Raw genomic sequence first — 13,163 nt, forward strand, 5'->3', positions numbered from 1 at the left:
GGTGGCTGACGATGCCGATCGCCGGCCGGACCGGCCCGGTCCAGATGATCCGGGACGGGGACGCAGGCTCGGTATCGACGTCGGCACCGTCCGGATCGGGGTCGCCGCCAGCGACCCCGATGGGATTCTGGCCACCCCGCTGGAGACCGTGCAGCGGGACAAGACGGGACGTCACCTGCGCAAGTTGGTGAAGCTCGTCGAGGAGAACGAAGCGGTCGAGGTCGTCGTCGGCCTGCCGCGCACGTTGGCGAACCGTTCGGGTTCGTCAGCTCAGGACGCCGTCGAACTGGCCGATGCTCTGTCGGCCCGGATCGCACCGACACCGGTGCGGCTGGCCGACGAACGTCTGACCACGGTGACCGCGCAGCGGTCGTTGCGGGAAGCGGGGGTACGCGCCAAGAACCAGCGGGCCATGGTCGATCAGGTTGCGGCAGTGGGGATTCTGCAGAACTGGTTGGACCAGCGCCGGTCCGCATTAAGGGATGTTGATGAGTGATCACTGGAATCCCGAGCGCAGCGAACCGCTGGCGGTCGGGCCCCCACGCCGTCGACTGAGCCGCACCGCCCGGGCGCAGGAGCGTCGAAACGCCCGCCGTCGGCGGGTGTTGTCGATAGTGGCCTTGGCGGCGCTGGTCGTGGTGGTGATCGGGGCGGTGTTCGTCGGCTCCAAGCTGTGGCACGGGCTGTTCGGCGGCACCAGCGACTTCGCCGGTGACGGCGTCGCCGATGTCGTCATCGAGGTGCACAACGGGGACTCGACCACGGCGATCGGGCAGACGCTGGCCGAACAGAACGTGGTGTCCTCCTCGAAGGCCTTCGTGGAGGCCGCGGCCAGCAACCCGGCCATCGCCGCGATCCAGCCCGGCTTCTACAAGCTGCGCACCGAGATCCCGGCGTCGAGTGCGGTGGAGAAGCTGGCCGACCCGCAGAGCCGGGTCGGCCAGATGGTCATCCCGGAGGGCCGCCAGCTCGATGACGTCGCCGACGTCAAGACCAACGCGGTGACCAAGGGCATCCTGTCGCTGATCTCGGACGCCTCCTGCGTCGACCTCGACGGCGACCGCGCCTGCGTATCGGCCGATGAGTTGAGAGAGGCCGCCGGTAACGCGAACCTCACGGCGCTGTCGGTGCCGGCGTGGGCCAGCGCACCGGTGACCGCGATGGGCAATGATCACCGGCGGCTGGAAGGCCTCATCGCGCCGGGCAGCTGGAACGTCGACCCGTCCGGTTCGGCCGAGCAGATCCTGAGCTCGCTGATCGGCGCCAGCACCGCTCTCTATGAGGCCAACGGGCTGCTCGGGGCGGCCGCGACGGCCGAGCTGACCCCCTACGAGATCCTCATCGTCGCATCGCTGGTTCAGCGCGAGTCGATGCCGCAGGACTTCTCGAAGGTGGCCCGGGTGATCTTCAACCGGCTCGACGTGGGCCAGAAACTCGAGTTCGATTCGACGGTGAACTTCTCGCTGGACCGCACCGAGGTGGCCACCACCGACGCCGACCGGGCGCGGGTCACCCCGTGGAACACCTATGCCTCACCGGGACTGCCGAAGACACCGATCTGCTCATCCGGCAAGCCCGCGCTGACCGCCGCGGAGAATCCGGAGCCGGGGGACTGGCTGTACTTCGTCACCATCGACCTACAGGGCACCACCCTGTTCACCCGCGATTACGACCAGCACCTCGCGAGCATCGAACTGGCCCGGAAAAACGGTGTCCTCGACAGCGCGCGATGACCAGGGCATCCGGCGTGCCGCCGTGCTGGGATCGCCGATCTCGCACTCCCGCTCGCCGGACATCCACCTGGCCGCCTACCGGGCGTTGGGCCTGACGTCGTGGACCTATGACCGCATCGAGTGCAGCGCCGAACAACTACCCGGGTTGGTCGCCGGCCTCGGACCGGAATGGGTCGGGCTCTCGGTCACCAAACCGGGCAAGTTCGCGGCGCTGGCGGTGGCCACCGAGCGCACCGACCGGGCGGCACTGGTCGGCTCCGCGAACACCCTGGTGCACACCGAGAACGGTTGGCGCGCCGACAACACCGATATCGACGGTGTGATCGGCGCCCTGGCCGACGAGGTCACCGCGCCCGTCCGGGGCGCGGTCCTCGGTTCCGGGGGCACCGCGCCGGCGGCGGTGGCGGCATTGGCTTCGCTCGGGGTCAAAGACCTCGCGGTGCTCGCGCGCAACAAGGACAAGGCCGCGCCGCTGCTGGCCATCGGCGGCGCCCTCGGGGTGCAGATCCGGTGGGTCGAACTCGGCACGCCGGTGCCCGGTCTGGACGTCGCGGTCAACACGCTGCCCGCCGACATCGCCGGCGGGTACGCCCCCACCATCGACGGGGTTTCGGTGCTGCTCGACGCGATCTACGACCCATGGCCCACACCGCTGGCCGCCGCGGTGCGCGCCGGTGGCGGACGGGTCGTCAGTGGGTTGCAGATGCTGCTGCACCAGGCGGTCGCCCAGGTGGAGCAGTTCACCGGGCTGGCGGCGCCAAAAGAGGTGATGAGAGCGGCACTGAGGCGGTCCTAGCCTGGAATCGTGGGCGTGCTGGCGGTCGGTCTCTGGCTGGCCGCGCTGACCGGGTACGACATCGCCCGGCGGCGCCTGCCGAACCTGCTGACCGTGCCGGGCGCGGTGCTGATCCTGGGCTGGGCGGTGGCCAGCGGGCGCGGGTGGCCGGCGTTGTGCGGGGCGGTGGCGCTGTTCGGGGCGTACCTGCTCATTCATCTCGTGTCGCCCGCCGACCTGGGGGCCGGCGATGTGAAGCTGGCCCTCGGCCTCGGCGCGCTCACCGGGGCTTTCGGAATCGACGTGTGGACGCTGGCGGCGCTCGGCGCACCGCTGCTGACGGCGGTGTGGGCCCTGGCCGCTCGGGTGTGCGGGCGGCGCGGCCCGGTGCCGCACGGCCCGGCGATGTGCGCGGCCAGCGCCGCGGCCGTCGCGCTGGTGCTGGTTCAGCCGTGATGGGCCGCAGGCGCCAAACGGTCGGATGCGATGGCAGCGCCGATCCGGCGCAGCAGGGTGCGGGCGTTGCGCATGCTGGACGTCTCGTCGGGTTCCAGTGCGGCCAGGGTGTAGACGCCGTCGAGTCCGGCCGCCTGCACTTCGGACGCGCCCACCGTGCAGCGTCCGGCGACCGCCAGCACCGGAACACCGTGGGCGCGTGCCGCTCTGGCCACCCCGATCGGGCCCTTGCCGCGCAATGACTGCCCGTCCAGGGATCCCTCGCCGACCAGCACCAGCGCGGCCCCCTCGACCACCTCGGCGAAGCCACCGACGGCGAGCAGCAGGTCGATCCCGGAAGTGAGCCGGGCGCCCAGCACCGCGGCCAGGGCGAAGGCCAGCCCGCCGGCGGCGCCGACACCCGGGTGGTCGCGCAGATCGCGTCCGGTGTGGCGGGCGACGATATCGGCCCATCGGCCCAGTGCGGCGTCCAGGGCTCGGGCGGTGGCCGGGTCCGCGCCCTTCTGCGGTCCGTAGACCGACGCCGCCCCGGACGGGCCGGTGAGCGGGTTGTCGACATCGCAGGCGACGACGAGATCGGCGCCGCGCAATCGAGGGTCGAGCCGGTCGAGGTCCACGGCGTGCGCGTGGGCCAGATCGTCCCCGCTGGGATAGAGCGGGTCGCCGTGCACGTCGAGCAGGCGGGCGCCCAGGCCGACCAGCAGGCCCGCCCCGCCGTCGGTGGTGGCGCTGCCACCGACGCCGAGCACGATCCGCCGGGCGCCGCGGTCGAGGGCGTCCCGCAACAAGGCGCCGACTCCGAGGGTGCAGGCGGTGCGCGCCGTCGTCGAGGTGGGCCCGCCGGGACCCAGCAGGGCCAGCCCGTTGGCCGCCGCCGCCTCGATGACCGCGGTGCTGCCGTGCAGGGCATAGGTGGCGGTCACCGGCCGCTGCAGCGGTCCCGGGACGGTGCAGTGCACCGGGGTGAAGCCGCGGCCGATCATCATGTCCACCGTGCCCTCGCCGCCGTCGGCGATGGGGAACTCGACGATCCGGCGCGAGGTGACCTCCCGCAGCCCGGCGGCCAGCGCCGCCGCGACGTCCGCCGCGGTGGCCGAACCTTTGAATTTGTCCGGCGCCACCACGATGTGGCCGCCAGATCCGTTGTCTTCCATGGGCTTCACGGTGTGACGGTAGGAGCCGGACAAAACGGTAAGCAACGTTAAGCCGCCGGGAAGCTGCCGGCGGGCGACCGGTAACGTGAGACCGCACTTAACGTTGCTTAACGCAGGGTCCGAAGCTGTAATGGGGACCACAGTGGTTCCGCATGCCCGATAGCCGACCTTCGAGAGGAGGGGCGATGAACGACATCGCCGTACCGGCCGCCCCTGCCAAGACGGTGTCGGCGGCCGCGGTCGCGCGTGCCTGCGGCGTCTCGAAGGCGACCGTCAGTTATGTGATGAACGGTCAGGGTGGGGTGTCGGCGGAGACCCGCAGGCGGGTCATCAAGACCGCCAGTGAACTCGGCTACCGGCCCGCCGCCGGTCCCCGTCGCGATCCGCTGCTGACCCGCGTGGTCGGCCTGATCCTGCCCAACATCGGCAACCCGATGTACACCGGCTGGGCCGAACGCATCATCTCGATCACCCGGGAGCAGGGCTTCGACGTCTTCGTGGCCACCACCGACGACGATCCCGACACGCTGGCCCAGGTGGCGGGCACCCTGGCCGCCCGCAATGTCGACGGGGTGATCATCGCGGCCCTGATGCGCGAGGACCTGCGCGCGCTGCGAGTGTTGCGGCAGAAGCGGATTCCGTTCGTCTGCCTGTCCCGCAGCGCCGACCAGTTGCACGGGGATTTCGTCGGCATCGACTTCGACGCGGCGGCCACCCTGCTGATGGAGCACGTCCTGTCGCACGGCTACCGCGACATCGCCACGGTGATCGGCCCGCGCTTCTCGACCGCCTCGTTGGTCCGCGAAGAAGCCTTCGTGCGCACCGCGGCGGCCGCCGGGGTGGCCGTCCGGGGCGCCCGCAAGATCAGCACCCGCCTGGACAGCGCCGGCGGCCGGGCGGCCGCCAAATCCCTGCTGAGCAGCGCCAAGCCGCCGCGGGCAGTGGTGTGCGGGTCGGACGAGATCGCCATCGGGATCATGGAACACGCGATGTCCGTCGGCCTGCGGATCCCCGAAGACCTCGCGGTGGTCGGCGGTGACGGGTTGCCGCACAGCCGATCCGCGCTGATCAACCTGACCACCGTGATCCAGCCGATCAACGTGATGGCGGAGCGGTCCTTCGAGCTGCTGCTCGACCAGATCACCGCGCCCCGCAGCACCTATCACCACGTGATCTGCGAACACCGTCTGCACATCGGACGGACCTGCGGCTGCCCGCCGGTCCGCCAGGACAGCACCGAGTAACACCACCCATCACCGCATGACGCATGGCCGACCCGGCCATGGGTCTATTCACCCTGCGCATAAGGAGAATGAAGTGCACGATCTCGATCTCACCGGACGGCGGGTGCTGGTCACCGCCGGCGCCGCCGGTATCGGCCTGGCCATCGCCGCCGCCATGAAGGACCGGGGCGCCGAGGTGTTCGTCACCGACGTCAACCCGGCGGCCGTCGAGGCGGCCCAGGGCCTGGGCCTGCATGCCGTGGTCAGCGATGTGTCCCGCGAAGACGATGTGGTGGCGCTGATGGCGCTGCTCGCCGAGCGGTTGGGCGGGCTGGACGTCCTGGTCAACAATGCCGGCGTCGCCGGGCCAACCGGTCCGGTCGAGACGCTGGACACCGACGCCTGGAAGTTCACCTTCGAGGTCAACGTGCACGGGCAGTTCCTGTGCGTGAAACACGCTCTGCCGATGCTGAAGTCGTCCCCGGACGGATCGATCATCAACATGTCCTCGGCCGCCGGCCGACTGGGGATGGCCGGGCGCAGCCCGTACTCGGCCTCGAAGTGGGCGGTCATCGGCTTCACCAAATCATTGGCGATCGAGTTGGGGGAGTGCGGCATCCGGGTCAACGCCATCTGCCCGGGTGCCGTCGACGGCCCCCGGATCGACGCCGTCATCGAGGCGAAGGCGGCCATGCTCGGCAAGCCGGTCGCCGAGGTCGCCGCCCTCTATCGCGGCCAGTCCTCGCTCGGGCGTCTGGCCACCGCCGACGACATCGCCGGCATGGCGGTCTTTCTGTCCAGCGGCCTGGCCCGCACCGTCAACGGCCAGGCGATGGCCGTCGACGGCAACACCGAAAAGCTCTACTGAGCGACCCGAAGGAGATACGAGAACATGTCCCGCGCACGCAAAGTCATCATCACCAGCGCCGTCACCGGCGCCATCCACACACCGAGCATGTCGCCGCACCTACCGGTGACCGCCGAGGAGATCGCCGACGCCGCGATCGGCGCTGCCAAGGCGGGTGCGGCCATCGTGCACATGCACGCCCGCTCACCCGAGGACGGCCGGCCGTCCCAGGATCCCAAGGATTTCGAGCCGATCCTGGCCAAGCTGAAGGCCAACACCGATGCGGTCATCAACATCACCACCGGCGGATCGCCGCACATGACCGTGCAGGAGCGGATGCGCCCGGTGGCAACCTTCGCACCCGAACTCGCCTCGTTGAACATGGGGTCGATGAACTTCGGCCTGTACCCGATGCTGGAGCGCTTCACCGAATTCCAGCACCCGTGGGAGCGTGAAGGCCTGGAGAAGTCGCGCGACCTGGTCTTCAAGAACACCTTCGCCGATATCGAGACCATCCTGGAGATCGGCAACACAAACGACACTCGCTTCGAATTCGAGTGCTACGACATCTCGCATCTGAACAACCTCGCGCACTTCCACGCCCGCGGGCTGGCGCGCGGGCCGCTGTTCGTGCAGTCGGTGTTCGGGTTGCTCGGCGGAATCGGTGGTCACCCCGAGGATCTCATGCACATGCGGCGCACCGCGGACCGGCTGCTCGGGGATGCCTACGAATGGTCCATCCTCGGCGCGGGGCGCAACCAGATGCCGCTGGCCACCATCGGGGCGGCCATGGGCTCGCACGTGCGGGTCGGGCTGGAGGACTCGCTGTGGATCGGACCCGGCCAGTTGGCCGCGTCGAACGCCGAACAGGTCAGCCGGATCCGCACCATCCTGGAGGCGTTGAACTTCGAGGTCGCCACCCCGGACGAGGCCCGCGAGATGCTCAACCTGAAGGGGGCCGACAAGGTCGGTTTCTGACCCCTCCGCGGGAGGCCGGCAGATACAGAATCGCCCCAAAACCGAGGTTTTGGGGCGATTCTGTATCTGGTCGCGGGGGTGGTCAGCGGCCGGTCGGCACCACCTCGGGTTCGGCGGTCGCCGGTGTCTCCGGCAGGGTGAAGAACTGCAGGAGCACACCGAGCAGCGCACAGGCCGCCATCGCGAAGAAACAGACGATGTAGCCGCCCGCTTCGGTCCACCCGCCACTCATCGAGATGAGCCGGCCCATGAACAGCGGGGCGATGCCGCCGCCGATGAACATCGCGGTGGTGATGATGCCGTTGGCGGTGGAGATCGCACCCTCGGGGGCGGCGTCGGAGGCGGCCGCGTAGTAGATCGGCCAGACCGCATTCGCGACCACACCGAACACCAGCTGCACGATGACCACCAGCAGCGAGGACGTCGCCACATAGAAGGCCGCCACACTGAAGGCCATCCAGATGCCGCAGATCACGATGGTCTTCTTCCGGCCGATGACATCGGACAGGCTGGGCCACAGGATCTGGCCGAGTACGCCGGTCAACGCGAATACCACGCTGAGACCGGCGGATTCGGCCAGCGACAATCCGACCACGTTGTACAGGTAGGCCGGCAGCACCATGTTGATGCCCATGTAGACGATCTGGGTGAGCAACGTGGTCAGCGCGGTCATCGAGATGGTGCGGTTGCGCAGGCAGGCCAGCACGAGGCCACGGCCGCCACCGGCGCGCAGCAACGGATCGTCGCGGTCCGGCGGGGTGAGCCCCTGGGCGGCGATGTCGTCGTAGAGTTCGTCGATCTTCTGCGCGGTGGAGTACTTGCCCCAGAACAGCATCAGCGGCACGGCGACGATCAGGCCGAGGAACAGCGCGTAGGACCAGTTCGCCGGCCCGAAGGCGGCGATCACTCCGGCGGCGATCAGGCCACTGAGCAACGAGCCGATCGGGTAGCCGGTGTGGTGGGCGCCGAGGGCGAAGCCGCGCCGTTCCTTGGGCCACCATTCGGCGGTGTTGCTGACGCCCACCGGTTCACCCCAGCCGGCGCCCAGGTTCACGCCGATGCGCAGCGCGACGAAGGCGACCAGGTTGGAGCTGACGGCCTTGAAACCGGAGATGAAGGACAGTGCGGTGTAGCCGATGACGAGCGGCACCTGGAACCGCGCGCGCTTCCACCCGCCGCCGTAGCGGTCGCTCATGCTGGATCCCGGGATCGCCAGCACGGCAAGAGAGATCATGATCAGCGAGACGATGGCGCCCCAGGCGTCCGCACTCAGGTCGAAGGTCTCGGAGATGGTCGGCCCGAGCCGCAGGATGATCTCGCGGTCATAGGCGTTGAGCACCCAGATCAGCCAGCACACGCCGAGCGAGATCCAGGAGTACTTGTGGGTTTTGCGCAGCGATCCGCGCCGGGATTTCACCCGGGATGAAGCCATGGTGTCGTCGTCCTTGTAGGTGGAGTGGTCGAGGGTTATGCGCCGAAGCGGAGTTCGGGGATGCCGCGGACGCCGAGGCCGCGAACGGCGAAGAGCGAGCCGCGCAGCTGGCCGTCGCCGGGGAAGCGGGGCAGCGGCGGCTTGGCCATCGACGTGACATAGAGCGTGTCGAGGTCCGGGCCGCCGAACATCACGCTGGTGGGTTTGCGGACCGGGAAGTCGATGACCCGATCCACCGAGCCGTCCGGTGCGTAGCGAATGATCTTGCCGCCGTAGACCAATGCCTGCCACAGGTAACCGTCCGCGTCCACGGTGGCGCCGTCGGCCGCCCCGCCGCCGCTGGTGTCGACGGTGGCGAAGGTCCGCCGGTTGGACACCGCACCGGTGTGCACGTCGTAGTCGTAGGCCCAGATCTCACCGGTCCAGGTATCGGCGAAGTACAGGGTGGACCCGTCCGGGCTGAAGCATGGCCCGTTGGACACCGTGATGCCTTCGTCGAGGACGCTCAGCGTGCCGTCGGGCGAGTAGCTGTAGAGCTTTCCGCTGGCCGACTCCTCCATGGTGTCCATCGAACCGAAGACGAAACGGCCCGCCCGGTCGACCGTTCCGTCGTTGAGACGGTTGTGCGGCAGGTCGGCTTCGATCTCGACGGCCAGCGTGAGCTCGCCGGTGCCGAAATCCAGGCGCCACAACCCGTCCTGCAGGGCCACGATCGCCCCGGCGCCGTCCTGGGTCAGCGCCATCGAACCGATCTTCTGGCCGACCTCCCACGCACGGATCTGCTCACCGTGCGCGGTCGACCGGAAGATCCGGCCGTCGGCGCTGTCGATCCAATACAACGCCTGCTGGGCGACATCCCACAGCGGGCCCTCGCCGAGGGTGGTCTTGAGATCGACCACCACCTCGATGCTGTGCTGCCGGTTGTCTCGGGTGCTGTCCGCCATGGGACTCCATTCTCTATGTCCTTGCGCGTCGTCTCGGAACGCTAGGAGCCCGCCAGGACGTTCAGCAACGTTAAGTTGTGACCTGGGTCATGTGAATTGCCGACACCCGCACGGATTTCCTCAGGTCAAACCGGACATGGGAGAATGGCGTCCGTGTTGCGATGGACTACTGCAGGTGAATCCCACGGCCGCGCCCTGGTGGCGATGCTCGAAGGCATGGTCGCGGGTGTGTCGGTCACGTCCGACGACATCGGGGCCCAGTTGCAGCGCCGCCGGCTCGGCTACGGCCGCGGTGCCCGGATGAAGTTCGAGAAGGACCAGGTCACCATCCTGGGCGGGGTGCGCCACGGCCTCACCCTGGGCGGCCCGATCGCCGTCGAGATCGGCAACACCGAATGGCCCAAGTGGGAATCGGTGATGTCCGCCGACCCGGTCGCGCCCGAACAGCTCGACGCGGACGCCGCCCGCAACGCCCCGCTGACCCGGCCGCGTCCCGGGCACGCCGACTACGCCGGGATGCTCAAGTACGGGTTCGACGACGCTCGCCCGGTGCTGGAACGCGCCAGCGCCCGCGAGACGGCCGCGCGCACCGCGGCCGGCACCATCGCCCGGGCCTTCCTCAAGCAGGCGCTCGGCGTCGAGGTGATCTCACATGTCATCTCGATCGGAGCCTCGAAGCCCTACGAGGGTCCGTCGCCGTTGCCGCGGGACCTGGCGAAGATCGACGAGAGCCCGGTCCGCGCGTTCGACGACGAGACCGCTCAGCTGATGATCGACGAGATCGAGGCCGCCAAGAAGGACGGTGACACCCTCGGCGGTGTCGTCGAGGTCGTCGTCAGCGGGTTGCCCATCGGACTCGGCTCGTTCATCAGCGGTGACGACCGGCTCGACAGCCAGCTGGCGGCCGCGGTGATGGGCATCCAGGCCATCAAGGGCGTCGAGATCGGCGACGGGTTCGAGACCGCGCGCCGGCGCGGCAGCGTCGCGCACGACGAGATGTACCCCGGGCCCGACGGTGTGGTGCGCTCCACCAACCGGGCCGGCGGTCTGGAGGGTGGCATGACCAACGGGCAACCATTGCGGGTGCGGGCCGCGATGAAGCCGATCTCCACCGTGCCGCGCGCGCTGGCCACCGTCGACATGGCCACCGGCGACGAGGCCGTCGCCATCCACCAGCGCTCGGACGTGTGCGCGGTGCCGGCCGCCGGTGTCGTGGTCGAGAACATGGTGGCCTTGGTGCTGGCCCGGGCCACGCTGAAGAAGTTCGGCGGTGACTCGCTGGCCGAGACCAAGGCGAACGTCGAGAATTACCTGCGCGCGGTGGCGGATCGAGAACCCGCTCAGGCATCGGGATAGCCGATGGCACCCAAAGCAGTTCTGGTCGGCATGCCGGGTTCCGGCAAGTCGACCATCGGCCGCCGCCTGGCCAAGGCGCTGGGGGTGCCGCTGCTGGACACCGACCTCAAGATCGTCGAGACGACCGGTCGCTCCATCGAGGACATCTTCACCGACGGGGAGCCCGAATTCCGCCGGATCGAAGCCGAGGTGGTGCGCGCTGCGCTGAACGAGCACGAGGGTGTGGTGTCCCTCGGTGGCGGCGCGGTCACCACTCCCGAGGTGCGTGAGGCGCTCAAGGGGCACACCGTCATCTATCTGGAAATCAGTGCCGCAGAAGGTGTTCGGCGAACCACAGGTAGCGCGCGACCGTTGCTCGCAGGTGACGATCCGGGCGCCAAGTACCGGGCACTGATGGAGCAGCGGGTACCGCTGTTCCGCGAGGTGGCCACCATGCGGGTGAACACCAACCGGCGCAATCCCGGTGCGGTGGTGCGCCATATCGTCACCCGGCTGTCCGGATGCGGCCCGGCCCGACCGCGGCGACGCCGCCGGGCGGCCTGGCGTCGCGGCCCGACCGTCCTGAACCCCGCACCCACCAGCGAGGCCCCGCCGACTCCGGCGGCGCTGGCCCGACGAGCAGAGGCACGAAATGAGTGAACCCGTAACTGTCGACGTTCTGGTGGATCGCCCGTACCCGGTGATCATCGGCACCGGTCTGCTCGAGGATCTGGGCCGCACCCTGACCGGGCGGCACAAGGTCGCGGTGCTGCATCAGCCGACCCTGGCCCAGACCGCCGAAGCCATCCGGGAACACCTGGCCGGTCTGGGCATCGACGCGCACCGCGTCGAGATCCCGGACGCCGAGGCGGGCAAGGAACTGCCGGTCGTCGGGTTCATCTGGGAAGTGTTGGGCCGCATCGGAATCGGCCGCAAGGATGCCATCGTCAGCCTCGGCGGCGGGGCGGCCACCGATGTCGCCGGCTTCGCCGCCGCCACCTGGCTGCGTGGCGTCGACGTCGTGCACGTGCCGACCACCCTGCTGGGCATGGTCGACGCCGCCGTCGGCGGCAAGACCGGGATCAACACCGATGCGGGCAAGAACCTCGTCGGCGCCTTCCATCAGCCGCTGGCGGTGCTGGTCGATCTGGCCACCCTGCAGTCGTTGCCGCGCAACGAGATCATCGCCGGGATGGCCGAGATCGTGAAGGCCGGGTTCATCGCCGACCCGGTGATCCTCGACCTCATCGAGGCCGATCCGCAAGCCGCGCTGGACCCTTCGGGCACCGTGCTGCCCGAACTGATCCGCCGCGCCATCGTGGTGAAGGCCGAAGTGGTGGCCGCCGACGAGAGGGAGTCGGCGCTGCGCGAGATCCTCAACTACGGTCACACCCTGGCCCATGCCATCGAGCGCCGGGAACGCTACAAGTGGCGCCACGGCGCCGCCGTCTCGGTGGGCCTGGTGTTCGCGGCCGAACTCGGCCGTCTGGCCGGCCGTCTCGATGACGACACCGCCGACCGGCATGCGCGGGTGTTGACCGCGCTGGGCCTACCGGTGAGCTATGACGCCGATGCGCTGCCGCAGCTGCTCGAATACATGGCCGGGGACAAGAAGAACCGGTCCGGCGTGCTGCGCTTCGTGGTGCTCGACGGCCTGGCCAAGCCGGGACGTCTGGAGGGGCCGGACCCGACGCTGCTGGCCGCGGCCTACTCGGTGGTGGGTTCGCGCTAGCGAGCTACTTGGACGTTTCGGCAGTTTCGTCTGCGCCCGGCTGCACCGCGGCGAAGACGTCGGTGTCGGCCCGCTCCTCATCGCCCTCGCGGCGACGGACGAACGGCGGGGCCTTGCGGTCCACCGCCCAGCGGCCGATGGTCACCGCCACCACGCCGGTCACGAAGACCAGCAGCGCGGTGAATGCCGCGAACGACGTGAGCTCGCTGATCAGGTTGCCGGTGTAGAGCACCGGGTAGAACAGCCCGATGAACCAGCACACCAGGTCGCCGAGCAGACCGGCGATCAGGCCGGCCACCAGCCAGACCATCGCCAGGTCCTGGCGGCGGTCCGGATCGGATTGTGCGCGGGCGTCGGCGCGGCCGTCGAAATAGGCCCACAGGATTGCCGGGATCGCCAGGAAGAGACCCAGCACGGGGCTGATCCATCCGGCCTGTGTCGGGAAGGCATCCACCAGCGCCCCCTGGATCAACCGGAGGACGACCACGACCGCCGCGAACACGAGTCCGCGCAGCAACCACTTGCTCATGAGGGGACAGCGTAGCGAGTAGCGT

At 69.2% G+C, this 13,163-nt stretch carries 14 protein-coding genes; 10 read left to right on the forward strand and 4 right to left on the reverse strand.

All coding sequences use genetic code 11. The features are described from left to right. Window position 1: 1 nt before the first annotated feature. The 4 genes from ruvX to K0O62_RS13145 are packed head-to-tail and all read left to right on the forward strand — an operon-like array spanning window position 2 to window position 2,964. A complete protein-coding gene (gene ruvX / locus K0O62_RS13130; RefSeq protein WP_073854575.1) occupies window positions 2-496 on the forward strand; it encodes a Holliday junction resolvase RuvX in 495 nt (164 codons plus the stop codon). Beyond that, a complete protein-coding gene (gene mltG, locus K0O62_RS13135; RefSeq protein WP_073854577.1) occupies window positions 489-1,733 on the forward strand; it encodes an endolytic transglycosylase MltG in 1,245 nt (414 codons plus the stop codon). Before ruvX ends, mltG begins: the two co-directional genes overlap by 8 nt. Continuing rightward, complete coding sequence (locus K0O62_RS13140) at window positions 1,711-2,529, forward strand: shikimate dehydrogenase (protein ID WP_073854579.1); 819 nt, start codon at window positions 1,711-1,713, stop codon at window positions 2,527-2,529. The genes mltG and K0O62_RS13140 overlap by 23 nt, the downstream gene beginning before the upstream one ends. 9 nt (window positions 2,530-2,538) lie before the next feature. After that, a complete protein-coding gene (locus tag K0O62_RS13145; protein ID WP_073854581.1) occupies window positions 2,539-2,964 on the forward strand; it encodes a prepilin peptidase in 426 nt (141 codons plus the stop codon). Here the strand turns inward: K0O62_RS13145 and K0O62_RS13150 are convergent. Beyond that, window positions 2,955-4,118, reverse strand: a complete 1,164-nt coding sequence (locus tag K0O62_RS13150) for a glycerate kinase (RefSeq protein WP_073854583.1) — start codon at window positions 4,116-4,118, stop codon at window positions 2,955-2,957. The genes K0O62_RS13145 and K0O62_RS13150 overlap by 10 nt on opposite strands. Window positions 4,119-4,303: 185 nt before the next feature. Here K0O62_RS13150 and K0O62_RS13155 point away from each other — a divergent pair, with 185 nt between their 5' ends. From K0O62_RS13155 to kce, 3 genes are all read left to right on the forward strand, one after another. Next, window positions 4,304-5,362 (forward strand): LacI family DNA-binding transcriptional regulator, encoded by a 1,059-nt coding sequence (locus K0O62_RS13155; RefSeq protein ID WP_073854585.1) that lies wholly within the window; start codon window positions 4,304-4,306, stop codon window positions 5,360-5,362. Window positions 5,363-5,435: 73 nt separating this feature from the next. Next, window positions 5,436-6,209 carry an SDR family oxidoreductase gene (locus K0O62_RS13160; RefSeq protein ID WP_073854587.1) on the forward strand — a complete coding sequence of 258 codons (774 nt, stop codon included), beginning with the start codon at window positions 5,436-5,438 and terminating at the stop codon, window positions 6,207-6,209. 24 nt (window positions 6,210-6,233) lie between these two features. Next, window positions 6,234-7,166, forward strand: coding sequence for a 3,5-dioxohexanoate:acetyl-CoA acetone transferase (gene kce / locus K0O62_RS13165; RefSeq protein WP_073854589.1), 933 nt, complete (start codon window positions 6,234-6,236; stop codon window positions 7,164-7,166). Between the two features lie 82 nt (window positions 7,167-7,248). On the opposite strand, the gene K0O62_RS13170 is transcribed toward kce, so the two are convergent. Together K0O62_RS13170 and K0O62_RS13175 are read right to left on the reverse strand one after the other, a co-directional pair. Beyond that, complete coding sequence (locus K0O62_RS13170) at window positions 7,249-8,598, reverse strand: MFS transporter (RefSeq protein ID WP_073854591.1); 1,350 nt, start codon at window positions 8,596-8,598, stop codon at window positions 7,249-7,251. 35 nt (window positions 8,599-8,633) lie between these two features. Beyond that, window positions 8,634-9,542 (reverse strand): SMP-30/gluconolactonase/LRE family protein, encoded by a 909-nt coding sequence (locus tag K0O62_RS13175; RefSeq protein ID WP_073854593.1) that lies wholly within the window; start codon window positions 9,540-9,542, stop codon window positions 8,634-8,636. A gap of 153 nt (window positions 9,543-9,695) precedes the next feature. On the opposite strand from K0O62_RS13175, the gene aroC reads away from it, so the two are divergent. From aroC to aroB, 3 genes are read left to right on the forward strand one after another with little or no spacing between them, the layout of a single operon-like run. Then, entirely contained in the window at window positions 9,696-10,898 is a 1,203-nt protein-coding gene (gene aroC / locus K0O62_RS13180; protein ID WP_073855278.1) for a chorismate synthase, read from the forward strand. Window positions 10,899-10,901: 3 nt separating this feature from the next. Next, window positions 10,902-11,537, forward strand: coding sequence for a shikimate kinase (locus tag K0O62_RS13185; protein WP_073854595.1), 636 nt, complete (start codon window positions 10,902-10,904; stop codon window positions 11,535-11,537). After that, complete coding sequence (gene aroB, locus K0O62_RS13190) at window positions 11,530-12,609, forward strand: 3-dehydroquinate synthase (RefSeq protein WP_073854597.1); 1,080 nt, start codon at window positions 11,530-11,532, stop codon at window positions 12,607-12,609. Before K0O62_RS13185 ends, aroB begins: the two co-directional genes overlap by 8 nt. A gap of 4 nt (window positions 12,610-12,613) precedes the next feature. On the opposite strand, the gene K0O62_RS13195 is transcribed toward aroB, so the two are convergent. Further along, entirely contained in the window at window positions 12,614-13,138 is a 525-nt protein-coding gene (locus tag K0O62_RS13195) for a B-4DMT family transporter (RefSeq protein ID WP_073854599.1), read from the reverse strand. Between the last annotated feature and the right edge of the window lie 25 nt (window positions 13,139-13,163).

This window comes from Mycolicibacterium diernhoferi (assembly GCF_019456655.1).
Lineage (GTDB): Bacteria > Actinomycetota > Actinomycetes > Mycobacteriales > Mycobacteriaceae > Mycobacterium > Mycobacterium diernhoferi.